Source organism: Arthrobacter sp. P1_H7 (assembly GCF_056405215.1).
The window spans coordinates 101,151-126,816 of record NZ_JBFUCO010000001.1 but is presented as its reverse complement, the minus strand read 5'-3'; the positions used below and the strand labels follow the sequence as shown (position 1 = coordinate 126,816).

The window sequence follows — 25,666 nt, the reverse complement described above, 5'->3', positions numbered from 1 at the left end:
AGCTTAAGCACACAAACGGGCGGTGGGTGCGGCGGGGTCTAAGCTTGATGCCATGACTCTTGAGTTCAAACAGCTGGGTCTCGCCCCGGACTTCATCGATTACACGCGCGGATGGGACATCCAGCGCGAATTGCATGAAAAGGTCCTCGCGGGCACCGCGCCCAGCACTGTACTGCTGCTCGAACACGCCGCGGTTTATACCGCCGGCAAGCGCACCGAAGACCACGAACGGCCCTTTGACGGAACCCCCGTTGTGGCCGTGGACCGCGGCGGCAAGCTGACCTGGCACGGCCCCGGCCAGCTCATTGGCTACCCCATCATCAAACTCCGGAACAAGGCCGGCATCCGCGACTACGTGGAGCGGCTGGAAGCGGTCATCATCGCCGTGCTGGCGGACTACGGCATCGCCGCCGTCCGGATCAAGGGCCGCGCGGGCGTCTGGATCGAAGAGGACGAAAAGGGTCCGGACCGCAAGATCGCGGCCATCGGCATCCGCGTCCACGAAGGCGTCACCATGCATGGCTTCGCGATCAACTGCAACAACGATCTCGCCCCCTACGGCCAAATCATTGCCTGCGGGATCAGCGACGCCGGAGTCACCACGATCACCCAGGAACTTGGCAGGGACGTCACCCCGGCGGACCTCGTGTCGCGGATCACCGAAGAACTGCGCAACAATGAACAAGCCCTAGTTGCAACCCCAGAAGGAGCTCTACTGTGACACTGGCACCAGAAGGCCGGAAGATGCTGCGCATTGAGCAGCGAAACGCGGCCACACCGGTGGAACGGAAGCCGGAATGGATCAAGGCCAAGGTCCAGATGGGCCCCGAGTTCGTCCAGCTCAAAAACCTCGTCAAGAAGGAAGGCCTCCACACCGTGTGTGAAGAGGCCGGCTGCCCCAATATCTTCGAATGCTGGGAAGACAAGGAAGCCACCTTCCTGATCGGCGGCTCCGAATGCACCCGGCGCTGCGACTTCTGCCAGATTGACACCGGCAAGCCCTCCCCCGTGGACATGTTCGAGCCCACCAAGGTGGCCCGCTCGGTCCAGGCCATGCAGCTGCGCTACGCCACCGTCACCGGCGTGGCCCGCGACGACCTCGCCGACGAGGGCGTCTGGCTGTACGCCGAAACGGTCCGCAAGATCCACGAACTGAACCCGGGCACCGGCGTCGAACTGCTGATCCCCGATTTCTCCGGCAAGCCCGAGCACATCGAGGCGATCTGCGACTCCAAGCCCGAGGTCTTCGCCCACAACGTCGAAACCGTGCCCCGGATCTTCAAGCGGATCCGCCCGGCCTTCCGTTACGACCGCTCCCTGGACGTCATCACCCAGGGCCGCAAGCTCGGCATGGTGACCAAGTCCAACCTGATCCTCGGCATGGGCGAGACCCGCGAGGAAATCTCCGAGGCGCTGCGGGACCTGCACGAGGCCGGCTGCGACCTCATCACCATCACCCAGTACCTCCGCCCCTCCGAGCGGCACCTGCCAGTGGACCGCTGGGTCAAGCCGCAGGAATTCGTGGACCTGCAGAATGAAGCCGACGAGATCGGCTTCCTGGGCGTCATGTCCGGACCCCTGGTGCGTTCCTCCTACCGCGCCGGCCGGCTCTGGGCCACCGCGATGCGCAAAAAGGGCTGGGAAATCCCGGCCGAACTCGCGCACATCGAAAGCTCCGGAAGCACCCGCCAGGAAGCCAGCTCGCTGCTCGCGGCACATTCCTGAACCCTGCTCTGACACCCTTCCGATTAAGGGCCGGCACCGGATGACTCCGGTGCCGGCCCTTGGCCGTCCATCACGTAGAATTAAGGAACTATGGCGAATTCCCCTGATCCCAGCAACTCCAGCCCGGCTTCCGAAGCTCCGAAGCGCGGTCTTTTCTCCCGTAAGCCCAAGGAAGCAAAGGCCAAGAAGCCGAGCCGGCTGAAGCAGATCGGCGAGGTCTTCCAGATGACCCGCCGCCACGATCCCATGGTTCCGTGGCTCATGTTGCTGGCGTTCCTGGGTGTTGTTGCGCTCAGCCTCCTGGTCGGTTTCCTGCTCAACAACTGGATCACCGGCCTGATCATCGGCATCGCCCTGGGTGCCCTCGCGGCCACGCTGATCCTGTCCCGCCGCGCCGAGCGCGCCGCGTTCGCGCAGATCGAGAACCAGCCGGGCGCCTCAGGTGCCGCGCTGGGCACGCTCAAGCGCGGCTGGATCACCGAGGACCAGCCCGTCGCCGTGAACCCCCGCACGCAGGACGCCGTCTTCCGCGCCATCGGCCGTCCCGGCGTAGTTCTTGTCAGCGAAGGCCCCAGCAACCGGGTCAAGCCGCTGGTCGACGCCGAGCGCAAACGCCTTGCACGCATCCTCCCCAACGTCACCATCCATGTGATCGAAAGCGGCCGCGGCGAGGGCCAGGTGCCGCTCAGCCAGATCGCCAAGAAGATGAACAAGCTCAAGGGTGAACTGACCAAGACCGAGGTCAGCGCCGTGTCCAAGCGCATTTCCTCGCTTGGCGGCCGCCTGCCCATCCCGAAGGGCATCGATCCCTACAAGGCCCGTCCGACCCGCGGACGCTAGCCGGGCGGCAGTACCGCGCCCGCATGACAGAATTGCCCGCAGTACAGAATCGCCCCGGTTCACGGCCACGTCAGGCCGCCAGCCGGGGCGTTTCTTGTACCGCCCTTTTACGGCGCGACGGCGGTCCGCCCGGACGCTATGAACCGGACACCGCCACACCGGACGCAAGAACTCAGGAGACACGCATGAAACTTCCCTCGACCGCCACGATGATCCGCATTTTCCGGGGGCTGGCGATCGCCGAAGCGTTCAGCTGGGCCGCGCTGCTGCTCGGCATGGTGCTCAAATGGGTCACCCGGACGACGGAACTCGGCGTGGAGATTGCCGGTCCGATCCACGGGGCGTTCTTCATCGGCTACGCGATTGCGGCGCTGAGCCTGTGGGCGATGCTGCGCTGGCCGTTCCGGGTGGCCCTGCTCTCGGGGCTCTCCGCCGTCTTCCCCTTCGCGACGGTTTGGTTTGAGCGCTGGGCCGGGCGCCACGGATACCTGGCGGCACGGTCCGGAGAGGCTGCGCCTACGCCGGCCCAGGAGACGGCGGGGGTCTAGCTCCGCCCAGCCTCGGGTTTTTGTGCGCCCTCGGCGCCATCGCTATGCCCGCCCATCTGACGCACATGGCCAATATGCGTGGCGGTTAGCGGCCGTTCGTGGCAAACGGACGAGAAGCCCGCCGCGCCCCAACACCATCGCTGTGCCCATCTGACGCACATGGCCGCTATGCGGGGCGGTTAGCGGCCATTCGTGGCCAGCGGACGAAGAACCGCCGCCGAACGTGGCGGTTAACGGCCATTCGTGGCCAACGGACGAGAGCCCGCCGCGCCCCGTTGCCATCGTTGCCCATCTGATGCACATGGCCGCAATGCGGGGCGGTTAGCGGCCATTCGTGGCAAACGGACGAAGAACCGCCGCGCCTGGTTGCCTGGCACCGCCGTCGTGCATCCGGCAACGGATTGCTACATCCGGACGAGCACCGTATTCATGGCCTTGTCGTGGAGGCCGCGCTGGTCCGGGTCGAAGATGACGGCAGGGATAACGAGGCACAGCAGCAGGGTGCGCACCAGGGCCGCGAGTGGACCCGCCGGGCCGCCGCCCGGCCGGACCACGTGGATCCCCACGATCCGGTGGCCGATGCTGTAGCCGAGGGTGCCGATGAGCAGGATCTGTTCGATGGCAAACACGGCGAGCGTGGCCCAGGAGTCGCCGCCGAAGGCGAAATTGCTGATCAGCAGCGCGATGCCCCAGTCAATGCAGATCGCCAGGATGCGCCGGCCGGCACGGGCGATCGATCTTGGCCCGGACTCGGGCAACCCGAGCCGCTCCCCCGGGTACCTGGAGATGCCGGATGTGTCCGGGCCGCTGAGCCATGAACCGATGTCTTTGCGATCAACCACCCTCCAAGCTTATCGGCTCTGGCCTGTCCACAGTGTGGGCGGTAGGGTGTCACACTGTGGACCAGATAGGCCACAGTGTGGACTGGCGACTACCGTTTACGTGTCAGGTCATTCTGTAACCTCCCCGAAACAATGCGGACACTGCGGGGAAATCCCGCGTCCTTAGGGTGGTAACAGTTGCTAGCGACTGCGAAGCGGGGAAGCTTTTTTGCCTTCCCCGCTGTTGGACTGCGCTGGACAAATGTGCCTGACGGCCAGATCTTTCATATGCGTAAGGAGCATAGATGTTCAAGACTGCGGACGAAGTCCTCAAGTTCATCAAGGACGAAGACATCAAATTCGTCGATATCCGCTTCACCGATCTCCCTGGCGTTCAGCAGCACTTCAACGTGCCCGCCAAGAGCGTTGACGCCGACTTCTTCGTCAACGGCCAGCTTTTCGACGGATCTTCGATCCGCGGTTTCCAGGGCATCGCCGAGTCTGACATGCAGCTCATCCCGGACGTCACGACGGCGTTCATCGACACGTTCCGCATGGAGAAGACCCTTGCACTGAACTTCTCGATCGTGAACCCGCGTACCGGTGACCCGTACCACCGCGATCCCCGCGGCGTGGCCGAGAAGGCTGAGGCCTACCTGGCTTCCACCGGCATCGCCGACACCGCGTTCTTCGCTCCCGAGGCCGAGTTCTTCGTCTTCGACAACGTCCAGTACCAGTCCTCCCCGCAGGGCAGCTTCTACAAGATCGACTCCGAGGAAGCACACTGGAACTCCGGCCGTGAGGAAGAGGGCGGAAACCTCGGCTACAAGACCCCGGTCAAGGGCGGTTACTTCCCGGTCTCCCCCACCGACAAGCAGGCCGACCTGCGCGACGCCATGTGTGTTGCCCTGGACGAGGCCGGCCTTGAGGTCGAGCGCAGCCACCACGAAGTCGGCTCCGCCGGCCAGGCTGAGATCAACTACAAGTTCACCACCCTGACCCACGCGGCTGATGACCTGCAGAAGTTCAAGTACGTCATCAAGAACACCGCCGATGCCTGGGGCAAGTCCGTGACCTTCATGCCGAAGCCGGTCTTCGGTGACAACGGCTCGGGCATGCACTGCCACCAGTCGCTGTGGACCGGCGGCGAGCCGCTGTTCTACGACGAGAAGGGCTACGCCGGCCTGTCCGACACCGCCCGCTGGTACATCGGTGGCCTGCTGAAGCACTCCTCCGCCGTCCTGGCCTTCACCAACCCGACGGTGAACTCCTACCGCCGCCTGGTCAAGGGCTTCGAAGCCCCGGTCAACATGGTTTACTCGCAGGGCAACCGCTCCGCCGGTATCCGTATCCCGATCACGGGCTCCAACCCGAAGGCCAAGCGCATCGAGTTCCGCGCTCCGGACCCCTCCTCCAACCCGTACCTGGCGTTCGCTGCCCAGCTGATGGCCGGCATCGACGGCATCCGCAACCGGATCGAACCCCCGGCTCCGATCGACAAGGACCTCTACGAGCTCCCGGCCGAAGAAGCCAAGGACATCCCCAAGGCTCCGGGCACCCTCGAGGAGGCCCTGGATGCACTGGCCGAGGACAACGAGTTCCTGCAGGCCGGCGGCGTCTTCACCCAGGACCTGATCGACACCTGGATCGAGTACAAGTACGAGAACGAGATCCGTCCGCTCTCGCTGCGCCCGAACCCGTACGAGTTTGAGCTCTACTACGGCGTTTAGTCGCAACACGCGGCTACGCACCGCACAGTGCCACGAGAGTCCGCCCGGCCTGCCACATACGGCAGCCCGGGCGGACTCTTTTTGCGTTGAGGGCGACGCGGTTGACGACGGCGAGGACGACGGTGGCGGTCAGCCCGGCCCCGGCCCGGCCCCGGCCCCCTCTGAACAGGCGCCCGCAGAACACGCACCCGCTGAACACGCACCCGCCCCGGCCCCAGCCGGACAGGCTCCAGCTCCGGCACGGCCCGGGAAACAGACCATCCGTCAGGTCAAGGCCGTCCAGCCAACAACCCGGAATGCCGCCGCGCCGACCATCGTTCCTGTGCGTGCCAGCGGTGGTTTCGTCCAGCCGCAGGCAGCCTCGCAATCTGAGTCGCAGGCCGCCGACGCTGCCGGCCCGGCCACGGCAGCTGCCCCGGCCGACGCCGCGTCGGCGAAGCCGGCACCGGCTGCCACGGCCAGCCCGGCACCGTCCTCCGCGCCCCGACCTCCCGTTGCCACGGCGCAACTGGCCAGTACCGACCGCTCAAACCCGCTGCCGCTGCTTTTCTCCATCGCCGGTGTGCTGATCGTTGCGGGCCTGGTCTGGGTTATCCGACCGCTGCGTGCCTCGGTGATCCGAATTGTGGCCCGCAAAGGCCGTTAGGACCCGCGAGATACCTTCGGCATTCCGGTCGCGGCCTAGGTCTGGCTAATGCATAGTTCAGCGCTTCCACACCTCAGCGCTTTCCGTACTTCTTGTGCACGGCCTGCTTGCTGACGCCAAGGCACACCGCAATGGCCTCCCACGACAGTCCGGCCTGCCGGGCACGCAGCACTACTTCGGTTTCCGTGCGCGCCAGCTCTTTGTGAAGCTCCGCCACGGCGTAGAGTGCCTCGGCCGGCCCCTTGCCGTCCATCGAGCCAATCAATGTCTGCATGACGCACCTCCTGACGTCAACATTAGTTGACGCCAGGAGGTGCGTCAACCATCGTTGACAGCAAGAAGCCGGCGTAATGCCCCAACAGGGTCAGGGATCTCGGGTCCATGGGAAAAGAGCATCCGGTCCGGTTCCAGCAAGCTCAGTCTCAGAAGCGACTCTTCGGCTGTCGTCGAGTCCGCTGTAAACTTCTCCGGCGGCCGTCGCATAACTCCTCCGGCTGTCCCAACAGCGTCCCCTACGAACAGCATTCCGTCGTCGTGCAGCAAGCTGATATGTCCTGCGGTATGGCCGGGCGTCTGCACGATTTGAAGACTACGGACCCTGTCACGTTCCACGAGCGGGCGCACCGGCACCGCGGAACGAATCTGGGAAACGTCCGCCGCACCGGCCCAGATCGCGGCCAGGGGGCTCCGTTCCACGACTTCGCCGAGGCCGCCGACATGGTCCGGATGCCAATGGCTGAGGACGACGTCCGTGATGTCACTCCATGCTGCTCCGACACGGTCCAAGGCCGCCGCAATCGCATCCATGCTTCCTTCCGGGCCCGTATCGATCAATAGCAACCCCGCCGCGTGCGGCACAAGGAAACAACGTACGTCCACCGTCAACTCAACCGGCCCTGCCAGCCCGGCGGGGATGTGGAGTTCCTGGATGACCGGTTCTACCTGCATCTGCGAGCGACCCATCATGCACCTTTCTAGTGGCTGATCATGACCCCATACTGGAGCACACGTCGTCCCAGTCAAGGTGTGCTTCCGGTCAGAATGCCCGGTACATGACGCGCTGCGGGCCGGGGTCGCCGCCTTCGTAGCGGCCGCGGTCCTCGAATCCGGCGTTGCGGTAAGCGGCTTGACCGCCGGGGTTCAGTTCGTTGACGGAGAGTACGACACCGGTCTGGCCGCTGCCGAGGCCCGCCGTCAGTTTGGCTGCCTCCCGCACGGCGGCCTCCGCGGCGAGGGTGCCGAGGCCCTTGCCCTGCTGCCGCCGGTCGATCAGGAAGCCCCGCAGGAGCCAGGCGGTGTGGTCCTCGGCCCAGCCCGCGAGGGTCGCCGCTCCGGCCTGGAGAGTCAGGACTCCCACGGCGGCCCCGTTCGCATCCACGGCGAACGGGTGCCGGGACTCTTCCTCGAGCCCGATCAGCATCATCCGCAGCGGGTCCCCCACGAACTTCTGCTGCCCCTCGCCGAGCTCCAGCAGCGCGATCTCCCCAAGCTTGATGGCGCGGGCGTCGTCGTCGAGGTTCTTCAAAGGCAGCAGCCATACGTGTCCGGACATGTAGACAGCGTACCCGCGCCGCCGGTACCCCCGCCTACAGGAAAGCGGCTACAGGACTGCAGCTACAGCGCAGCGTCCTTGGGTGGTCCGGCCGGATCCATCCAGAAGACTTCCCAGAGATGGCCGTCCGGGTCCTGGAAGCTGTGCGTGTACATGAAGCCGTAGTCCTGGGCTTCCTCCGATGCCGTGCCCCCGGAGGTCAGGGCGGTGCGGATGACCTCGTCCACGGCCTCGCGGCTCTCAAGCGAGAAGGACATGATGACCTCCGCGGTGCCGGCCGTAGCGGCGACGGACTTCGAGGTGAAGGTCTTGAAGTAGGACTCGACGAGCAGCATCACGTACGCGCCGTCGTTGACGATCATGCAGGTGGCGTTCTCATCGGTGAAGTCGGGGTTGAAGGAGAATCCCAGCGCCGTGAAGAATTCAACGGTCTTATCGAGATTCCGGACGGGAAGGTTCACCAAAAGTTGCCTGGCCATTGGCCCAAGGTAGCACCGCCCGCAGCAAGTGTCAGTAGGCCCTGTCAGCGCCCGGCAGGCCGCCGCCGGGCGCTATTGGCCGTAGAAGACCCGCTCGAATACCGCCCGGGCGCGCCGGCTCAACCGCAGGTAGTCCTCCTCCAGCGCCGCGGCGTTGCCTTGGCCGTAGCCGCACCAGCGGGCCACCGCCTCTAGGTCGCGGCGGGACGAGGGCAGCAGGTCCGAGGGCCGGCCGGTCCAGATGACGTTGGCCGAACGGATCCTGCTCGCCAGCCGCCAGGCCCGGAGGAGGATGACGGTGTCCCCGGCGTCCATCAGGTCCAGTGCCGCGGCCGCCTCGAGCGCGTCCACCGTGGACGTGGTCCGCAGCTCCGGGTGCCGGCCGGCGTGCCGGAGCTGGAGCAGCTGGGCCAGCCATTCGACGTCGCTCAGCCCGCCCCGGCCAAGCTTCAGGTGACGGGCGGGATCGGCGCCGCGCGGCAGGCGCTCCGCCTCGACCCTGGCCTTGACCCGCCGTACCTCCCGCACGTCCTGGTCAGACAAAGACTCCGGGTACCGGATGGTGTCGATCAGCGCCACGAAATCCTCGGCCAGGGCATCGTCGCCGGCCATGGGGCGCGCCCGCAGCAACGCCTGGGCCTCCCAGACGAGGGACCACCGGCGGTAGTACTCGGCATAGGACTCCAGGGACCGCACCATGGGCCCGCTCTTGCCCTCGGGGCGCAGGTCCGCGTCCACCGCGAGCACCCGCTCGGCCAGGATCGCCGGTTTGAGCGGCTGGGTCAGCAGGCTGGAGAGCTTGCCCACGATCTGCAGGGCCTGAGCCTGTGCCTCCTCTTCCGGCACGCCGGGGAGTCCGCGGTGGACGTACATGACGTCGGCGTCCGAGCCGTAGCCGATCTCCCGGCCGCCCTGACGGCCCATCGCGACGACCAGCACGTGGGTCTTCAGCGGTTCCTCGGCGGTGATGATTGTCTCCGCCACGCGCAGCGCCCCCAGGACGGCGGCCCGGTCGGTGTCGGCGAGGGCTTCCCCCACCTGGTCCTGGTCCAGCAGCCCGGCGCTGTCCGCGATGGCGACCCGGAGGATTTCCCGGCGCCGGATCAGCCGGATCAGCCGCATGGCGCTCTCCGGGTCCGCGTGCCGGGACATCTTCGAGGTGATTTCAAGCCATTGGGATTCGAAGCTGAGCGGCACCAATTCCTTGTCCGTGCCCAGCCACGCCACTGATTCGGGCGAAACCTCCAGCAGGTCCGCGATCAACCGGGAGTTGGCGAGCACGTGGCAGAGCCGCTCAGCCGCGGCCGTCGAATCCCGGAGCATGCCCAGGTACCAGTGTGTTGTGCCGAGGGCCTCGCTCACCCGCCGGAAGGCGAGCAGCCCGGCGTCGGGGTCCACGCCGTCGGCGAGCCAGTCCAGCAGGATGGGCAGGAGCTGGCGCTGGAGTGCGGCGCGCCGGCTCACGCCGGCGGTGAGGGCCTCGATGTGCCGCATGGCGCCGGGGGGATCGAGGTAGCCGAGGGCGGCGAGACGGCCCTGGGCGGCTTCCGGGGTCAGGCGGGCCTCTTCGCTGCTCAGGGTGGCGACGGTATTGAGCAGGGGCCGGTAGAAGATTCGCTCGTGGAGTTCCCGCACGGAGCGCTTGGTTTTTCGCCACGCCGCGACCAGGGCGTCCGGCTTGGGCCGCTCGGCGGAGAACGGTCCCAGGACCGCCTTGGCGAGGGAACGCAATGACGCTTCGTTCACCGGCATGAGGTGCGTCCGGCGCAGCTGGAACAGCTGGATCCGGTGTTCGAGGAGCCGCAGGTAGCGGTAGTCGCGGTCAAACTCCGCGGCGTCGGAACGGCCGATGTACCCGCCGGCGGACAGCGCGGCGATGGCCGAGGTGGTGTCACGGCGGCGCAACGATTCATCGGACTTGCCGTGCACGAGCTGCAGCAGCTGGACGGTGAATTCGACGTCGCGCAGTCCGCCGCGGCCCAGCTTGATCTGCCGCTGTTCCTCCTCGGCTGGAATGTGCTCGGTGACGCGGCGGCGCATGGCGCGGACGGATTCGACAAAGCCCTCCCGCCCGGCCGAGGACCAGATCAGGGGCGTCAGGGCTGCTTCGTAGCGGGCTCCCAGGGCGGTGTCTCCGGCGATGGTCCGGGCCTTCAGGAGGGCCTGGAATTCCCAGCTCTCGGCCCAGCGCGCGTAATAGCTCTCGTGCGAGGCGAGGGTCCGGACCAGCGGCCCCGACTTTCCCTCGGGCCGGAGGTTCGCATCCACTTCCCACAGCCCGGGTTCGCGGCTCGTGGACATAATCGCGCGCGAGATCCCGGAGGCGAGGACGGTGCCGATGGTCGTGGCCCGGGTCTCCTCCAGCGCGCCGGAATCGATCACGTAGATGACGTCGACGTCGGAAATGTAGTTCAGTTCGCGGGCACCGCATTTGCCCATGCCGATCACGGCGAGGCCGACGTCGGCCACCTCCGCGGCGTCGAACTTCTCCGCCGCCTCGGCCCGGGACACGGCGAGGGCCGCCTCGAGGGCGGCGCCGGCGAGATCCGCCAGTTCCGCACCCGCGGCGGGCATGAAGTCCAGCGGATCGGCCGCGCACAGGTCCTTGATGGCCAGCTCCACGAGCCCGCGCCGGTAGGCGGTGCGCAGGGCCGCGTAGGCTTCCTGACCGCTCAGGGCGGCCACCGGCCGGGCCGACTTGGGATCGGCCCGCACCGACTGCAGCAGCCGGGTGCGCAGGGCCACGGTGTCGGCGGGCAGCGGTTCCGGGCTGACCCGGACGTCGAAGGCGTCGAGGTGTTCGGGGTGGCGGATGAGGAACTCGCCGAGCGCCTCGGAGGCCCCCAGGACCCGGTACAGCGGTTCGCTGCTTTCCGGGTCCGCGACGGCAAGCTTGCGCAGCTCCGGGTGCTTCTCGATCAGCCGGACCAGGGACTGCAGGGCCGTGTCCGGGTTGGCCGCCAGCTGCAGCCCCGCGAAAAGGGCATCCTGGTCCAGTCCCTCCAGTTCCCGGGCCGCCAGGAACCGCTCGCCCTTGTCCAGATCGCTGAAGCCGGCGGCAATGAGGCGTCGTGCCAGGCTCATCGGGGCAACCTACAGAATGCCGAGATTGCGCTGCAGTTCGTAGGGCGTCACCTGGAGGCGGTAGTCCTGCCATTCTGCACGCTTGTTGCGCAGGAAGTGCTCGAACACCTGCTCGCCGAGGATCTGCGGCATGAGCTCCGAATCCTCCATGGTCCGGATGGCGTCATGCAGACTGGCCGGCAGCGGGTCGTGTCCCATGGCGCGGCGTTCCGCCGAGCTCAGCGACCAGATGTCGTCTTCGGCCGCGGCGGGGAGCTGGTAGCCCTCCTCGATGCCCTTGAGGCCGGCACCGAGGAGCACGGCGTAAGCCAGGTAGGGGTTGGCGGCGGAGTCGATGCCACGGTATTCGATCCGCGCGGACTGGCCCTTGCCGGGCTTGTACAGCGGGACGCGGACCAGGGCGGAGCGGTTGTTGTGGCCCCAGCTCAGGTAGCTCGGCGCCTCTCCCCCGCCCCAGAGCCGCTTGTAGGAGTTGACGAACTGGTTGGTCACGGCCGTGAATTCGGGGGCGTGCTTGAGGATGCCGGCAATGAACTGGCGCGCCGTCTCGGATAGCTGGAACTCGGAACCGGCCTCGTAGAAGGCGTTGGTGTCCCCTTCGAAGAGGGAGAAGTGGGTGTGCATGCCGGAACCCGGGTGGGCGGTGAAGGGCTTTGGCATGAAGGTGGCATACGTGCCCTGCTGCAGCGCGACTTCCTTGATGACCGTGCGGAACGTCATGATGTTGTCCGCGGTCTGCAGGGCGTCGGCGTAGCGCAGGTCGATTTCGTTCTGGCCCGGTCCGGCCTCGTGGTGGCTGAATTCCACGGAGATGCCGACCGATTCGAGCATGGTCACGGCGGTCCGGCGGAAGTCCTGGGCCACGCCGCCCGGGACGTGGTCGAAGTAGCCGCCCTCGTCCACGGGGACGGGTGATCCGTCCGGGCCAGGTTCCTGGGACTTGAGCAGGTAGAACTCGATCTCGGGGTGGGTGTAGCAGGTGAAGCCCATGTCCGCGGCCTTGGCCAGGGTGCGCTTGAGGACGTTGCGGGGGTCCGCGGCGGAAGGTTCGCCGTCGGGTGTCAGGATGTCGCAGAACATCCGTGATGTGGCCTCCGTCTCGCCGCGCCACGGCAGGATCTGGAACGTGGCCGGATCCGGCTGGGCCAGCATGTCGGATTCGAAGACGCGGGCCAGGCCTTCGATCGAGGAACCGTCGAATCCGAGTCCTTCCTCGAAGGCGCCTTCCACCTCGGCCGGGGCCAGGGCCACGGACTTGAGCGATCCCACGACGTCGGTGAACCACAGGCGCACAAACCGCACGTCGCGCTCTTCGATCGTCCGCAGGACAAACTCTTGCTGGCGGTCCATACTGGCCTCTTTCCGGTTCTTCCATCCGCCCCAGGCCCGGCATTCATGGGCCCCGCGGCTGCTCACGGTTCACTTTACTAAGCATTGCCACCGATTACCGAAGCCGGACCCCCGCGTAACACACCGTTAACATACGGGCGGTCGAATTCGCGGCGCTCGGCGGCAGTGCGCCGTCGCACGGACCGCCCGCGTGATGTGATTCACGGCACACGAAGGCGTCTCCCGGTAGCTGCGGCACTTCGTCTCGCACTACGCTCGTGGCATGGCCTCAAGTAACAGCTCCGATTCCAGCACGCCCGCAGAACTTGCGGCCCCCTACGGCAGCGGCCCGGCAGCGGCTTCAGCGGCCGCCTCATCGGCCACGTCGGCCGGTGGCACCGGCGGGACCGCCGACGGCGGCACCGGCGGGACTGCGGAGGCGGCCCGGAAACCGGCGGCCAGGATCCGTACGCATCATCTCCAGGCGGCCAAGGTGAACGGTGAACGCTTCGCCATGCTCACTGCGTATGACCAGTACACCGCAGAAATCTTTGACCAGGCAGGCATCGAGGTGCTCCTGGTCGGCGATTCGGCCTCCAACAACGTCTTCGGCAACGAAACCAGCCTTCCCGTGACGGTGGACGAGCTCCTTCCGCTGTGCCGGGCCGTCGCCCGCTCCGCACGGCGGGCCCTGGTGGTCGCTGACCTGCCGTTCGGCAGCTACGAGGTCTCCACCCAGCAGGCTGTTGCCACCGGAGTCCGGTTCCTGAAAGAGGGCCTGGCCCACGCCGTCAAGATCGAAGGCGGAAAGTTCTACGCCGAGACCGTCCGCGCCATGGTCCAGGCCGGCATCCCCGTCATGGCTCACATCGGTTTCACCCCGCAGAGCGAACACTCCCTCGGCGGCTACCGCGTCCAGGGCCGCGGCGATGACGCCCAGCGGTTGATCGACGACGCCGTCGCGCTGGCCGACGCCGGCGCGTTCAGCGTGCTCATGGAAATGGTCCCGGCCGCCACGGCAGCCGCCGTGGATGCCGCCGTCGACGTCCCCACGGTCGGCATCGGCGCCGGCAGCGCCACCACCGGACAGGTCCTGGTGTGGCAGGACATGGCCGGTTTGCGCGGCGGAAAGATGGCGAAATTCGTCAAACAGTACGCCGACCTCCGCACGTCGCTCAGTGACGCCGCAAAAGCCTACGGCGACGACGTGCGCTCAGGCCAGTTCCCCGGCCCGGAACACTCCTTCTAGTTCCGCTCCAGCGGGCCCCTGACCTTCCGGATCCGGGGACTCTTTTGCAAGACCTCATCCTTCACGGGCGATGCGTTGCGCCTCAGGTGCGGGCAGGCTGACCAATAAGGTCTGCATTAGGACCTCAAGATGTTCCGCCGGCCCGGACGGTTTCATGCGCTAAGCGCAAGGTCAGGCTGCGGCGGACACGATTCGAGGAGTATCGATGGACACGAATAGCTTCTGGGACGTTCTGCTCTGGAGTTTCTGGTTCTTCATCTGGATCGCTGCGCTGATGGTGTGGTTCCGCTGCCTGATGGACTTGTTCAGCGACCACGAGCTCAGCGGCTGGGCCAAGGCCGGCTGGGTTATCCTGCTGATCTTCGTTCCCTGGCTCGGCGCCCTCATCTACCTGATCGCCCGGGGCCGGAGCATGACCGATCGTCAGATGAAGATGCTGGCCCAGCAGCAGGCTGCCCAGCAGGAGTACATCAAGCAGGCCGCAGGCTCGACGGCCAGCCCGGCCGGCCAGATCGCCGATGCCAGGGCGCTGCTTGATTCCGGAGCCATCAACCAGACCGAGTTTGATTCTCTCAAGGCAAAGGCCTTGGCCTGACACGAAAACGGGCACGCCCGACATGAGAATCACCTGGCTTGGTCACTCCACGGTGGTTCTGGATCTCGACGGGGTTCGGATCCTGACCGATCCGCTGCTCCGTTCCCATGCCGGGTTGCTCCGACGCCTGGCACCGCGTCCGGACCCGGTCTCGTGGGACCGACCGGACGCGGTGCTCCTCTCCCACCTGCACCACGACCACGCCGAGTTGCGCTCCCTGCGCATGCTGCGCGGGGCACCGCTGATGAGCGCGCCGGCGAACGTGGCCTGGCTGCGTCGCCGAAAGCTGGCGCACACAGTTTCCTTGGGCGACGGCTGGACCCCGGTCGGCAGCGGCGTCCAGATTCGCCAGGTGCCGGCCGAGCATCACAGCCGGCCAATGCCGCACCGACCCAACGACGCCAATGGCCAACTCGTCCGCGGCCAATCGGGCATCGTGTGGATCGCGGGTGACACGGGCTTGTTCCCGGAGATGGCCGCGCTCCCCGCCATGGCTGGAGGGCCGATCGATGTCGCCCTGGTGCCGGTCTGGGGGTGGGGGCCGAGGCTCTCGGCGGGACACCTGACTCCGGAGACCGCCGCCCGGGCTGTCGCGATGAGCGGCGCACGGTTCGCCCTACCGGTGCACTGGGGGACGATGCACCCTCCGTTCGTCACCTACTTTGCCCGGAGCTGGCTCGAGCGGCCCGGCCACCGGTTCGCCACTGCCGTGGCGGAACAGGCTCCCGGCTGCACGGCAGTCGTCCTCGCTCCCGGCCAGTCCTGGGTCGCGCCCTCGTAAGCCGTGTAAGCGGAGGGCCTCGGACTGGGCCGGCCGCTGGGGATCTCCAACCAGTCGCTTAGTCGCGGGACGCCGTCGTGGCGCGCTGGCCGCAGGACTCGAGCATCGCGACGAGCACCTGGTGGAGCTCTCCGGCCCCCTCGATCCTCTCGGGCAGCCCTGCCATGAGATCGGCCGGGCCCATTAGCATGGCGCGGTCCTGCCAACCGCCCAGGCCGCCGTGGGATCCCACGAGGCCTTCGAAGGCAGCAACGTCGCCGGTCACGGGATCCACTGTGCTGTTGACGTAGAGATCCGGCGCCTCGGGGTGCATCAGCGCGAGCTTCAGCACCCGCGCCGCATGCGGCCCGAAGCCGGCCAGCGGGTCGGTGCCTTCCACTGCCCCGCTGGTGATGTTGAGGCGCCCACCGCTTCCGATGGCCCACGCCCGGCCGTCGTCATCGATGCCGGCGACGAACCCGACGCCGGGATGGCCCGCCAGGCCGGGGACCAGGGCCGGCCACCGATGTTCGAGGGCCTGGAGAGTCAGGCGCCGGTCACCCCGCAGGTACACCAGGCCCAGGTTGCCCGAGCCCAACACGACTACCGGATCCTCTGCGGCGTCGCCCGGAGCTGGCGTCTCTTGTGCCTTGGTCAGCACCTCGTCGGCACGGCCGGCGAGTTTCCCGGACAACCCGCCAGAGGCGACGTCGCCGGCGATGGAGTCCGCGCGCCCGAGTCCCTCGACGGATGCGTCCACGTTCTGAACGTGTTCCTGCATCAGTTCCGCGCACAGATCGCCAAGCGTCTGGTCATACTTGTCCGCAAACGGCGTGCCCTGGGACTGGCCGTGGTCCGAGAGCACCACCAGCCGGTAGCGGCGGGGAGCGGTCCCGGCGAGCTCGGCCAAGGCGCCGAGCGTGCGGTCCAAGCCATCCAGGGCGGCGAGCGACTCGGGTCGGAACATGCCTGCGTGGTGGGCGATCTCGTCGTAGTCAACGTAGTCGACGTAAATGCTCTTCGTGCCGCGACGCAGTTCCTCTGCCACCAGGGCCGTGTTCAGGTCCCGCAGCAGACCGTTGGTGACTGCCCGCAGCAGGGCGAAGGTCCAGTCCCGCCGCACACGCGGGTTGAGGTCACGTTTGATCTGTCTCCGGGATTGCCAACGCTCCTTGAAGATCTCCCCGACGGTCCGCGTGAAGCTGCGCATGAAGCCGTTCGGCGTGGCGAAAAACCAGGCGAACGCCCGGCGGGTCTGGGTGGAGCCGCGCCGGACCTCCACCCGGCTCATTGTCAAAAACGAGCGGGGCGCGTCGCCGGTGAACAGGTTGGAGATGGAGACGCCGCCGTCGCAGAGCAGGCCCTGGCCGGTGCTGTGCCTTTCCTCGATCACCCGGGCGTCGGCCGGACGGTTGGCTACCAGGACGCGTTGGAGCTCACGGTCATACCACCGGAAGGCCGGGATCCCGTCGACCGTGCCGTGCAGAATGCCCATCTGGCTCGCCGGCGTGGTGCAAGGCAGCTGGGGAGTCCATTCACGGAACTGATAATCCCCCGAGGCCAGCCAGCGCCGGAGATGGGGCACTCCCCCGGACTGGACCGCCCACTGCAGCACCGGGAAGGGGACCCCATCGAGCTGGACGAACAGGATACCGTCAACCTCCGGATCGGTCACCGTTTCCTGCCGGCGTGCCCTTCCGGCCAGCGAGGTGATCAGGCCGTCATCGGTTCCGGCTGTGGTGGCCCAGGAGATGAGTGTGCCCACGACGGCACTGACCCAGGTAGCGGCGATGGCTGTCAACGGCGTCGACTCGATGCCCGGCACCAGACGGATGGCGACGTACATGATCAGGGCCTGCCCCACCAGGGCGGTAAGAAGCACTGCCACCCAGCCCACCCTGGCCGAGATCTCCACCAGCACGGGGCGCAGGACCAGGCCGACGAGGCCGGCTGCCGCCGCCACGGCGGCGTATGACCACCAGCTGGCCGCAGAGAACCCCGGCAGCAGGGCGCCGGTGATAATGAGGGCTACAGTCGAGGCAGCCCAGGCAAGGGCGAGCCTGGCGAGATCTGAGATTCGGGCGCCGCGGGTGCGGGCAACGCGCGTCGGCATTTTCCCAGTATGGCGGGCGGCAACCGGCCGGCACTCACCCGCACAGGGTGAGAATCACGGTCTGGGAAAAATCAGTCAGCGTGTGCGATGTCCGGTCCGCGGTCGCCGGCGGACGTTCCCGCGGGCGCAGCAGGCGGGAACGGGCTTAGTCGTCCTCGTCCTTGTCCCACGCCTCGTTGCGCGCCTTGACCTTTTCCAGGGCGTGTTCGGCTTCCTCACGGGTCTTGTACGGTCCGATCAGCTGGCTCCAGTCGGACATCGCGTCTTCCTCGATCTCGTGGGTGTTGACGTTGTACCAGTATTCGGGCATCGGGGCTCCTTTATGGCCCGGAGCGTGTCCGGGGTTGAGTGTCCAAGCTGCAGTCCGGCCACTATTCCGGCCGTACTGCCCTCCTATGGGGCGTTTGTATTTTCCGGCTGTATTTTCCGGGCTGCGCCCGGCTACTTATATGATCAATCTATGCCTTCTCTAGCCTCAACTGCACCCATCGGCACGCTGGTCCCGGGGACAGTGAGCCCGCAGCTTCCCGTACCGCCGTCCATCCCGCGTCCGGAATATGTAGGCAAGCCGGCTCCTGCAAAGTTCACAGGGTCCGAGGTCAAGTCGGCAGAGACCATCGAGAAGATCCGGATCGCCTCCAAGATCGCTGCCCAGGCCATCGTGGAGGTCGGCAAGCACATCGAACCCGGCGTCACCACCGACCAGCTGGACCGGGTGGGCCATGAATTCTTGCTGGACCACAACGCGTACCCCTCCACCCTCGGCTACCGCGGCTTTCCGAAGTCCCTGTGTTCCTCACTCAACGAGGTCATCTGCCACGGAATCCCGGACAGCACGGTGGTCCAGGACGGCGACATCCTCAACATCGACATCACGGCCTTCATCGGCGGCGTCCATGGCGACACCAACTACACCTTCCTGGTCGGCGACGTCGACGAGGAATCCCGCCTCCTCGTCGAGCGCACCCGGGAATCGCTGAACCGCGCCATCCGGGCCGTGGCACCCGGACGCGAAATCAACGTGATCGGCCGGACCATCGAGTCCTACGCAAAACGCTTCGGCTACGGCGTGGTCCGCGACTTTACCGGGCACGGGGTAGGCGAAGCCTTCCACACCGGGCTGATCATTCCGCACTATGACGCGGCCCCCGCATACAACACCACCATGGAAACCGGTATGGTGTTCACGATCGAGCCGATGCTGACCCTGGGCACCGTTGACTGGGATATGTGGGCCGATGACTGGACCGTCGTGACCCGCGACCGCAAGCGCACCGCCCAGTTCGAGCACACCCTGCTCGTTACGGAGTCCGGCGCCGAGGTCCTCACGCTGCCCTGACCGTTTGCTCCACACGCTAGTTCCCGGAACCACCTGCTCTTTCACCGCCGGCCCCGCCCGGCCACTACAGCCCGCCCCTGCCACGAACGGAACGACATTGGCCAAGAAGGACGAAAAGTCGAAGAAGAACGCCCCCCTGATCGGCATTGACATCGGCGGGACCGGAATCAAGGGCGGGATCGTGGACCTGAAGAAGGGGAAGCTGATCGGCGACCGCGTGCGCTTCCCGACGCCGCAGCCCTCCACCCCTGAGTCCGTGGCCGAAGTCGTCGCGCAGGTTGTCGCCGAGCTCTCTGCCCGTTCCGGTGCCCCCGACCCCAGCAGCCCGGTGGGGGTCACCTTCCCCGGCATCATTCAGCACGGCGTGGTCCATTCGGCCGCGAATGTGGACAAGTCATGGCTGGAAGCCGACATCGATGCCATGCTCACGGCGCGCCTCGGCCGCCCTGTGGAGGTCATCAACGACGCCGACGCCGCCGGACTCGCCGAGGCCCGCTTCGGTGCCGGCGAGGGGGTCGCCGGCACCGTGCTGGTGATCACCCTTGGCACCGGCATCGGTTCGGCGTTCATCTTCGACGGGAAACTGGTTCCCAACGCCGAACTGGGCCACCTGGAAATCGACGGCTTCGACGCAGAAACCAAGGCCTCGGCCGTGGCCCGTGAACGCGAGGGCCTCAGCTGGGAACAGTACAGCGTGCTGCTGCAGCGCTACTTCTCCCACGTGGAGTTCCTGTTCTCCCCCGAACTCTTCATTGTGGGCGGCGGCATCTCCAAGCGTGCGGACGAGTACCTGCCGCACATGAAGCTGCGCACGCCGATCGTCCCGGCCGAACTGAAGAACGACGCCGGGATCGTGGGCGCGGCCATCGAGATTGCCCTCAAGCACAAGTTGGCCAAATAAAGGCCCCTTGCGCTGTAAAAGCCAATTGAGCTATCACTCCGGGTCGTTCTGAACGCTGGGAACGACCCGGAGTGATAGCTCAATTTTTTTGTGGAGCGGTGAGGTGGAGCCGGTGGTGGCTGCGGCTTCCCCTCCGCTGCCACCACCGGAGTCTGTGGCGGATCCTAGGACGCGGTCACCAGGACAATCAGCAAATCTACGACGGCGCCTGAAGCGGCCGTTTGTCCGGGCTCTTACCGTCCCGGCCCTTGGTCTCGGCCTCATGGCGAAGCAGGGAAATCGCCGCTTCGAAGTCCTCCAGCGATTCGAAGGCCTGGTAGACGCTGGCGAACCGCAGGTAGGCGACCTCGTCGAGGCGCTGCAGCGGCTCCAGGATCGCCAGCCCGACTTCGTGGGCCTCGATTTCGGCGGCGCCGGAGCCCCGGATCGCCTCCTCGACTTCCTGCGCCAGCAGGGCGAGATCGTCTTCGGTGACCGGGCGTCCCTGGCAGGCCTTGCGGACGCCGTTGATGACCTTGCTGCGGCTGAACGGCTCGCCGACCCCGGAGCGCTTGATGACGGTCAGGCTCGTGGTTTCCACGGTGGTGAACCGGCGGCCGCATTCGGGGCACTGCCGGCGGCGCCGGATGGCGGAGCCGTCGTCGGCGATCCGGCTGTCCACGACCCGCGAATCAGGGTTTCGGCAGAACGGGCAATACATGTCGGTTCCTCCCCTGTCGCAATCCGGCCCTGTCGCAATCCGGCCGTGTCCGTGCTGTATCAGTGCCAGTTTACGACTAGATGTAGCTGAATAACAAGCCTGTAATTACTACATGTAGTGGTTTGGGGGCCGGCTACCGGGCGGCGAACCGCACCGTGACGGCCTCACCGTGCGCCGGCAGGTCCTCCGCACCGGAGAGGCTGACGATGTGGCCGCTGACCTGCTCCAACGCGGCGCGGCTGTAGTTGATGACCTGGATGGCGCGCAGGAACGTGGTCACGTTCAGTCCGGACGAGAATGCCGCGGTGCCGCTGGTGGGCAGCACGTGGTTGGAGCCGGCGCAGTAGTCGCCCAGGCTCACGGGACTGTAGTCCCCCACGAAGATGGCACCGGCGCTGCGGATCCGGCCGGCCACCCGGGCGGCGTCGGCGGTCATGATTTCAAGGTGTTCCGCGGCGTACGCGTCGCAGGCGGCAATGCCCTGCTCCAGGTCCTCGACCAGCACCACCCCGGACTGCGGGCCCGAAAGTGCCTCGCGGACCCGGCCGGAGTGCTTGGTGGCAGCTGCCTGCCGCTCTAGCTCCACGCGGACAGCGGCGGCAAGGGCCTCGGAGTCGGTGAACAGGACCGAGGCGGCCTTGGGGTCGTGCTCCGCCTGGCTGATGAGGTCCGCGGCCACGAGGGCGGGACTGGCGGTGGAGTCCGCGAGGATCGCGATCTCCGTGGTGCCGGCCTCGGAATCGATCCCGACAACCCCTTTGACCAGGCGCTTGGCGGTGGCCACGAAGATATTGCCGGGACCGGTGACGACATCCACGGGGTCGATCCCGGGGAGGTGGCCGCCGTCGGACGCGTCGGCCGGGATGCCGTAGGCGAAGGCGGCGATGGCCTGCGCCCCGCCGATCGCGTAGACCTCCTCGATGCCCAGCAGGCAGGCCGCAGCCAGGATCGTGGGGTGCGGGAGGCCGCCGAAGTTCTTTTGCGGCGGCGAGGCCAGGGCAATCGATTCGACGCCGGCGGCCAGGGCCGGGACCACGTTCATGATCACCGAGGACGGGTAGACCGCCAGGCCGCCTGGGACATAGAGCCCCACACGCGCTACCGGCACCCAATTCTGGCTGACGACGGCGCCCTCGCCGAGTTCGACGTCGATGTTCGCCGGGCGCTGGGCGTCGGCGAAGGCGCGGGCCCGCTTGATGGATTCCTCCAGGGCCGCGCGCACGGCGGGATCCAGGTTCTCGAGGGCGGCACGCAGCGCCTCGGCCGGGACGCGGGGATGGGTCTGCTCGACGCCGTCGAAAGCCAGGGCCAGCTCCTGCAATGCGCCGAAGCCCCGCGTGCGGACGGCGGAGATGATGTCCAGGACCTTGCCCTCGGCGTCGGCCATCGTCCCGGGCTGTGCCCGGGGCACGGCTGCGCGGAGTCCGGCGAGGGACAGGTGCGCACCGCGCACGTCCACCGTGCGGAAGTTGAGGGCGGCGGTCATCGGGGTCACGGGGCTGTCAGGAGTTAGGCTCACCCGATCATTTTACGTGCCCCGCCGCGGCGGGGTTTGCCGCCGTTGCCCGGGAAGAGGCTGTTCAGGAAGATGGCCAGGGCGATCGCTGCCGGCCAGATGGCGAGGACCGCATAGGAGCGCAGGGAGAAGGCGACGCTGGCGCTGGCCGAGGTATCCGCCGGCGCTCCCCACCATTGGGCGCTGAGCACGCCGGTTCCCCAGGCGATGAGCGCACCGGCAGCGCCGGCGAGGACCACCAGGATGACGGCGCCGGGGCCCGGCTGTTGGTGCTTGTTGCCGGCGACGAATGACCCGGCGATGCACCCTGCGAGCAGGCACAGCCCCGCCAGCACAAGGTCCCGGGGCAGCCAGGTGGCGGTGTTGGTGCCGGCGGCGAGGTCCGGGTTTCCGGTCAGGACATTCAGGCCCGACGGCGCCAGAAGCCACCAGAGCAGCCCCACCGGGATGCCGGCGGCCGCGATGACGGCGGCCTTCCGCCATGTCCCGCCGGGTCCGGGCTGCCGCTCGGAATGCGCAGGCTGTGCGGGTTCCCCGGCGTGGTGGACGGGGCCGTCTATCGCGGACTGTGTCATGCAACAAACGGTAACAAGGATTCCCGCGGCGCATGACGCCGGCGGGCAGCACATGACGGGAGACGTAAAGAAAATGCCGCACTCGATTCCCCTGCGCAATACGCTGGCAGAGTAGAAGTACGACACGCACGTGCAGCAGGGAGTTGGATCGCAGTGGCCACAGATGAAGGTATTTTCGAGGGAACATTCAGGGAAATGTTCCGCCGGCACGCGGCGGGCGTGGCCATCATCACGGCCAACCACAACGGTGTCCCGTTCGGATTCACGGCGACCTCCGTGGCCTCGCTGTCCGCCAAGCCGCCGCGCTTTACGTTCAACATGGCCAGGACCTCCAGCTCGTGGCCGGCCGTGGCGAACACGACCTACATTGGCGTGCACATGCTCGGGCTGGAAAACCAGGAGCTCGCCGACCGTTTCGCCCGGGCCGGCAACCGGTTCGACGGCGACCACTGGGAGCTCGGACCCCACGAGGTGCCCGTGCTCAAGGGGGTCAGCGGCTGGCTGATCGGCAAGGTCCAGATGCGGCTCTCCTTCGAGAACAACGCCGTCGTGGTGGTCGAGGTGGTGGAGGGCCAGGTCGGCGACGACGGCGTTCCCCTGCTCTACCACTCGGGTGCCTACAGCCAGCCCGTTCCGCTCGACTACGAGATCTGACAGACGCCTCAGCGGGCCACGCATTAAAACTTCCCCGGTGGTGCATCCGGCGACGGCCTTTGGCCGGTAGTAAGGGTGTAAGCACAACCACCGCCCCCCCCAAGTGGGGCCCCGATGAGGAGTTGGAAATGCGCAAGACACTCTCTGCAGCCACCGGAGCAATGACGCTGCTGGCAGCAGTGGCCCTGGCCTCCCCGGCCCAGGCCGGGACCTGGCACCACAGCGACGAGGGAACGGCAAAACTCTCCGTTCTCCACGGCGTTCCGGGCCTGACCGTGGACGTCTGGGTCGACGGCAAGCTCACCCTGGATAACTTCACACCGGGCACATTGGCCGGGCCGTTGAACGTCCCCGACGGAGACCACAAGGTCGCCATCACCGGTGCCGACGCCACCAGCGCCGACCACCCCGTGATAGGTCCGGTCACGGTGGACCTCGAAGCAGGTCGGGACTACACAGCGGTCGCGCATCTGGCCGCCGACGGGAAGCCCACGGCCACCCTTTTCACCAATAGCACTTCCGCCAGCCCGGATGGAAAGGGCAAGCTGACCGTCAGGCACGTCGCTGCGGCCCCCGCCGTCGATGTCCTGGCCGGTGGGAACGCGGTCATTGAGGGACTCACCAACCGGCATCAAAAGACCCTCACCCTCAAGGCCGGCACCGTCCCGGCCTCGGTCGCAGCCGAGGGAACCACCGACCCTCTGATCGGCCCGGCCGACGTCAAGGTCACTGCGGGGAAAAACACCATCGTCTACGCCTGGGGAAGCGTCGCCGACAACAACCTTGGGGTCGCCGTACAGGTAGTGGACTCCTCATCGCGCGGACACAAAGGCCACGACGAGTAAGCCTTCCGGAGCTCCAGCAGGCATCCTGTTTTCTCGCCCGGTGGGGTCGCATCAACCGCGGCCCCACCGGCACGCGCACAGTGACAGCCCGGAGGGCTGACCCGGTTCGAGCATGGCGGAGTCCCCGCGGGAGCGGCATAATGTGGTCCAACAGGAGCCATTGCCGCTCAAAGGAGCACCTGATGGAGGCTGCCGCATCGCACGATTGGGACTCCGGTCTCGATCACGCATTTGCCGGCGGCGACGAACGCGTCCTCGCGGAGGCGTACCGCCGGTTTAGTCCGCTCGTCTACACGCTGGCGCTGAGATCCCTGGGAGAGCGTGCCGCTGCCGACGACGTCACCCAGGAGGTCTTCATTCGGGCCTGGAAATCACGGACCACTTTTCGCCCGGAGGCGGCGCGGCTGCCGGCATGGCTGATCGGGATCACCCGCAATGCAATTTCCGACGCCTTGTCCGCTCGCTCCCGCCAGCGCCATCTCGAACAAGCGGCCGCTCTCTTGGTCGTTGTCCCCGCTTCCCGCCCGGATGCCGGGGACGTCGAAGAGGTCGCCGACCGCCTGACGTTGGACGAAGAACTGGAGCACTTAGGGGATCCACAGCAAGCAATAATGCGGCTGGCGTTCTATGAAGACCTGACTCACGACCAGATCTCGTCGCGCCTCAACCTGCCGCTCGGCACTGTCAAAAGCCACATCCGGCGCAGCCTCACCCGCTTACGCACCCGCCTGGAGGTGGAACATGGAACACCTTGACGCCGAACTCCTCAGTCTGCTGGCCCTTGGCGAGCCCCTGGGCACGGACGCCGACGCCGACCACCTCGCCAGCTGCCCCATGTGCAGCGAAACCCTCCGAGGCCTGCAACATGCCGTGCACGTTGCCACCCTCGACACCGCAGGCATCGAACTCGAGCTACCCGGCAGCCAGAACTGGGCCGCCATCCATCAGGCCCTCGGCCTCTCGCCGGCCCTCGCAACGGATCCCCTGAGCCAGCCCAGCTCAGGGCCCCCTGCCCCGGAGAAACCAGCCGCACCGGAGAAACCTGCCGCGGGGCAGGCGCGCCCGAATCACGGCGACAGCACAAAGCCGGCACCGATCCCACTGCGGCCCAGCGCCAAAGATGGGCATGGCCGTCCCGGTCTGTGGATTATCGCGGCTGCGGCCGGAATCGTTCTTGGCACGGCCGCCGGATGGACCGCCGCCGGAGTGCTCGGACGCACCGGCACTCCCGCACCCACCTCCACCCAGTCGGGACCCGCTTCGACAGTCGTCGCCCAAACGCCCCTGACTCCGCTGCCCGCACATACCGGGAGCGGAGATGCCCGGGTGGAGCAACTCCCCGATGGAACCCGGCACCTGATCATCCGGCTCTCCAACGACCACATCACCGGATTCCGGGGAGTGTGGGTCGGCTCTGCCGACCTGTCCAGAATGGTCAGCCTGGGTGTCCTCGACAATGAATCCGGCAGCTTCACCATCCCGGACGGCATTGACCTGGCCCAGTACCCCATCGTGGACGTCTCCAACCAGCCATACAACGGGAACCCGGCCCACTCCGCCGACAGCATCGCCCGGGGAACGCTCAACCCGAAAAGCTGATCCTCGGATACCATGCGTGAACCCTGGCGGGGCGGGAGGGACTCAGGGCGCCCTGGCTCGCTCAGC

Annotated in this window: 27 protein-coding genes; 15 read left to right on the top strand and 12 right to left on the bottom strand. The window is 66.9% G+C overall.

Annotation, left to right across the window (positions count from 1 at the left end; all coding sequences use genetic code 11):
• Nucleotides 1-52: 52 nt before the first annotated feature.
• The 4 genes from lipB (at nt 53) to AC1DXI_RS00575 (ending at nt 3,113) form a co-directional block, all read left to right on the top strand.
• Nucleotides 53-721 carry a lipoyl(octanoyl) transferase LipB gene (lipB, locus tag AC1DXI_RS00590; protein WP_018772383.1) on the top strand — a complete coding sequence of 223 codons (669 nt, stop codon included), beginning with the start codon at nt 53-55 and terminating at the stop codon, nt 719-721.
• Nucleotides 718-1,725 carry a lipoyl synthase gene (lipA, locus tag AC1DXI_RS00585; RefSeq protein ID WP_018772382.1) on the top strand — a complete coding sequence of 336 codons (1,008 nt, stop codon included), beginning with the start codon at nt 718-720 and terminating at the stop codon, nt 1,723-1,725. Before lipB ends, lipA begins: the two co-directional genes overlap by 4 nt.
• Before the next feature lie 90 nt (nt 1,726-1,815).
• Nucleotides 1,816-2,565 (top strand): DUF4191 domain-containing protein, encoded by a 750-nt coding sequence (locus AC1DXI_RS00580; RefSeq protein WP_018772381.1) that lies wholly within the window; start codon nt 1,816-1,818, stop codon nt 2,563-2,565.
• A gap of 185 nt (nt 2,566-2,750) precedes the next feature.
• On the top strand, nt 2,751-3,113 hold the full coding sequence (locus AC1DXI_RS00575) for a DUF3817 domain-containing protein (protein ID WP_476937008.1): 363 nt from the start codon (nt 2,751-2,753) through the stop codon (nt 3,111-3,113).
• A 404-nt stretch (nt 3,114-3,517) separates the two neighbouring features.
• Here AC1DXI_RS00575 and AC1DXI_RS00570 read toward each other — a convergent pair whose 3' ends face one another.
• Nucleotides 3,518-3,955 carry an RDD family protein gene (locus AC1DXI_RS00570; protein ID WP_018772379.1) on the bottom strand — a complete coding sequence of 146 codons (438 nt, stop codon included), beginning with the start codon at nt 3,953-3,955 and terminating at the stop codon, nt 3,518-3,520.
• 284 nt (nt 3,956-4,239) lie between these two features.
• On the opposite strand from AC1DXI_RS00570, the gene glnA (AC1DXI_RS00565) reads away from it, so the two are divergent.
• Nucleotides 4,240-5,664, top strand: coding sequence for a type I glutamate--ammonia ligase (glnA, locus tag AC1DXI_RS00565; protein WP_018772378.1), 1,425 nt, complete (start codon nt 4,240-4,242; stop codon nt 5,662-5,664).
• A gap of 322 nt (nt 5,665-5,986) precedes the next feature.
• On the top strand, nt 5,987-6,310 hold the full coding sequence (locus AC1DXI_RS00560; protein WP_476937007.1) for a hypothetical protein: 324 nt from the start codon (nt 5,987-5,989) through the stop codon (nt 6,308-6,310).
• A gap of 73 nt (nt 6,311-6,383) precedes the next feature.
• Here the strand turns inward: AC1DXI_RS00560 and AC1DXI_RS00555 are convergent, their stop codons facing one another.
• The 6 genes from AC1DXI_RS00555 to glnA (AC1DXI_RS00530) all read right to left on the bottom strand — a co-directional run bounded on the left by AC1DXI_RS00555 (nt 6,384) and on the right by glnA (AC1DXI_RS00530) (nt 12,775).
• The gene (locus tag AC1DXI_RS00555; RefSeq protein ID WP_079553982.1) at nt 6,384-6,584 is read right to left on the bottom strand and encodes a transcriptional regulator; all 201 of its coding nucleotides are present in this window, start codon (nt 6,582-6,584) and stop codon (nt 6,384-6,386) included.
• 44 nt (nt 6,585-6,628) lie between these two features.
• Nucleotides 6,629-7,276, bottom strand: coding sequence for an MBL fold metallo-hydrolase (locus AC1DXI_RS00550; protein ID WP_476937006.1), 648 nt, complete (start codon nt 7,274-7,276; stop codon nt 6,629-6,631).
• A gap of 70 nt (nt 7,277-7,346) precedes the next feature.
• A complete protein-coding gene (locus AC1DXI_RS00545) occupies nt 7,347-7,862 on the bottom strand; it encodes a GNAT family N-acetyltransferase (RefSeq protein ID WP_476937005.1) in 516 nt (171 codons plus the stop codon).
• Between the two features lie 62 nt (nt 7,863-7,924).
• A complete protein-coding gene (locus tag AC1DXI_RS00540) occupies nt 7,925-8,341 on the bottom strand; it encodes a VOC family protein (protein WP_476937004.1) in 417 nt (138 codons plus the stop codon).
• Nucleotides 8,342-8,413: 72 nt separating this feature from the next.
• Nucleotides 8,414-11,425 carry a bifunctional [glutamine synthetase] adenylyltransferase/[glutamine synthetase]-adenylyl-L-tyrosine phosphorylase gene (locus AC1DXI_RS00535; protein WP_476937003.1) on the bottom strand — a complete coding sequence of 1,004 codons (3,012 nt, stop codon included), beginning with the start codon at nt 11,423-11,425 and terminating at the stop codon, nt 8,414-8,416.
• A gap of 9 nt (nt 11,426-11,434) precedes the next feature.
• On the bottom strand, nt 11,435-12,775 hold the full coding sequence (glnA, locus tag AC1DXI_RS00530; RefSeq protein WP_018772372.1) for a type I glutamate--ammonia ligase: 1,341 nt from the start codon (nt 12,773-12,775) through the stop codon (nt 11,435-11,437).
• A gap of 262 nt (nt 12,776-13,037) precedes the next feature.
• Between glnA (AC1DXI_RS00530) and panB the strand changes: the two genes are divergently transcribed.
• The 3 genes from panB (at nt 13,038) to AC1DXI_RS00515 (ending at nt 15,379) form a co-directional block, all read left to right on the top strand.
• Nucleotides 13,038-14,003, top strand: coding sequence for a 3-methyl-2-oxobutanoate hydroxymethyltransferase (gene panB / locus AC1DXI_RS00525; RefSeq protein ID WP_476937002.1), 966 nt, complete (start codon nt 13,038-13,040; stop codon nt 14,001-14,003).
• Between the two features lie 205 nt (nt 14,004-14,208).
• Complete coding sequence (locus tag AC1DXI_RS00520) at nt 14,209-14,598, top strand: SHOCT domain-containing protein (protein ID WP_028275861.1); 390 nt, start codon at nt 14,209-14,211, stop codon at nt 14,596-14,598.
• 22 nt (nt 14,599-14,620) lie between these two features.
• Entirely contained in the window at nt 14,621-15,379 is a 759-nt protein-coding gene (locus AC1DXI_RS00515; protein WP_476937001.1) for an MBL fold metallo-hydrolase, read from the top strand.
• Nucleotides 15,380-15,437: 58 nt separating this feature from the next.
• On the opposite strand, the gene AC1DXI_RS00510 is transcribed toward AC1DXI_RS00515, so the two are convergent.
• Both AC1DXI_RS00510 and AC1DXI_RS00505 read right to left on the bottom strand, forming a co-directional pair.
• Nucleotides 15,438-17,471, bottom strand: coding sequence for a phage holin family protein (locus AC1DXI_RS00510; protein WP_476937000.1), 2,034 nt, complete (start codon nt 17,469-17,471; stop codon nt 15,438-15,440).
• A gap of 145 nt (nt 17,472-17,616) precedes the next feature.
• Nucleotides 17,617-17,781, bottom strand: a complete 165-nt coding sequence (locus tag AC1DXI_RS00505) for an SPOR domain-containing protein (protein ID WP_018772367.1) — start codon at nt 17,779-17,781, stop codon at nt 17,617-17,619.
• Nucleotides 17,782-17,931: 150 nt separating this feature from the next.
• Here AC1DXI_RS00505 and map point away from each other — a divergent pair, with 150 nt between their 5' ends.
• Both map and ppgK read left to right on the top strand, forming a co-directional pair.
• Nucleotides 17,932-18,810 carry a type I methionyl aminopeptidase gene (gene map / locus AC1DXI_RS00500; RefSeq protein ID WP_370120002.1) on the top strand — a complete coding sequence of 293 codons (879 nt, stop codon included), beginning with the start codon at nt 17,932-17,934 and terminating at the stop codon, nt 18,808-18,810.
• A gap of 97 nt (nt 18,811-18,907) precedes the next feature.
• Nucleotides 18,908-19,711 (top strand): polyphosphate--glucose phosphotransferase, encoded by an 804-nt coding sequence (ppgK, locus tag AC1DXI_RS00495; RefSeq protein ID WP_476936999.1) that lies wholly within the window; start codon nt 18,908-18,910, stop codon nt 19,709-19,711.
• 196 nt (nt 19,712-19,907) lie between these two features.
• Here ppgK and nrdR read toward each other — a convergent pair whose 3' ends face one another.
• The 3 genes from nrdR to AC1DXI_RS00480 form a co-directional block, all read right to left on the bottom strand.
• A complete protein-coding gene (nrdR, locus tag AC1DXI_RS00490) occupies nt 19,908-20,411 on the bottom strand; it encodes a transcriptional regulator NrdR (protein WP_018772364.1) in 504 nt (167 codons plus the stop codon).
• 133 nt (nt 20,412-20,544) lie between these two features.
• Nucleotides 20,545-21,897 carry a histidinol dehydrogenase gene (gene hisD / locus AC1DXI_RS00485; protein ID WP_476937041.1) on the bottom strand — a complete coding sequence of 451 codons (1,353 nt, stop codon included), beginning with the start codon at nt 21,895-21,897 and terminating at the stop codon, nt 20,545-20,547.
• Nucleotides 21,898-21,926: 29 nt separating this feature from the next.
• Entirely contained in the window at nt 21,927-22,502 is a 576-nt protein-coding gene (locus AC1DXI_RS00480; protein WP_476936998.1) for a hypothetical protein, read from the bottom strand.
• Between the two features lie 195 nt (nt 22,503-22,697).
• Here AC1DXI_RS00480 and AC1DXI_RS00475 point away from each other — a divergent pair, with 195 nt between their 5' ends.
• The 4 genes from AC1DXI_RS00475 (at nt 22,698) to AC1DXI_RS00460 (ending at nt 25,600) form a co-directional block, all read left to right on the top strand.
• Complete coding sequence (locus AC1DXI_RS00475; protein WP_018772361.1) at nt 22,698-23,156, top strand: flavin reductase family protein; 459 nt, start codon at nt 22,698-22,700, stop codon at nt 23,154-23,156.
• 128 nt (nt 23,157-23,284) lie between these two features.
• Nucleotides 23,285-24,001, top strand: coding sequence for a DUF4397 domain-containing protein (locus tag AC1DXI_RS00470; RefSeq protein ID WP_476936997.1), 717 nt, complete (start codon nt 23,285-23,287; stop codon nt 23,999-24,001).
• 182 nt (nt 24,002-24,183) lie between these two features.
• Nucleotides 24,184-24,756, top strand: coding sequence for an RNA polymerase sigma factor (locus AC1DXI_RS00465; RefSeq protein ID WP_018772359.1), 573 nt, complete (start codon nt 24,184-24,186; stop codon nt 24,754-24,756).
• The gene (locus AC1DXI_RS00460; protein ID WP_476936996.1) at nt 24,743-25,600 is read left to right on the top strand and encodes an anti-sigma factor; all 858 of its coding nucleotides are present in this window, start codon (nt 24,743-24,745) and stop codon (nt 25,598-25,600) included. Before AC1DXI_RS00465 ends, AC1DXI_RS00460 begins: the two co-directional genes overlap by 14 nt.
• Nucleotides 25,601-25,666 lie beyond the last annotated feature (66 nt).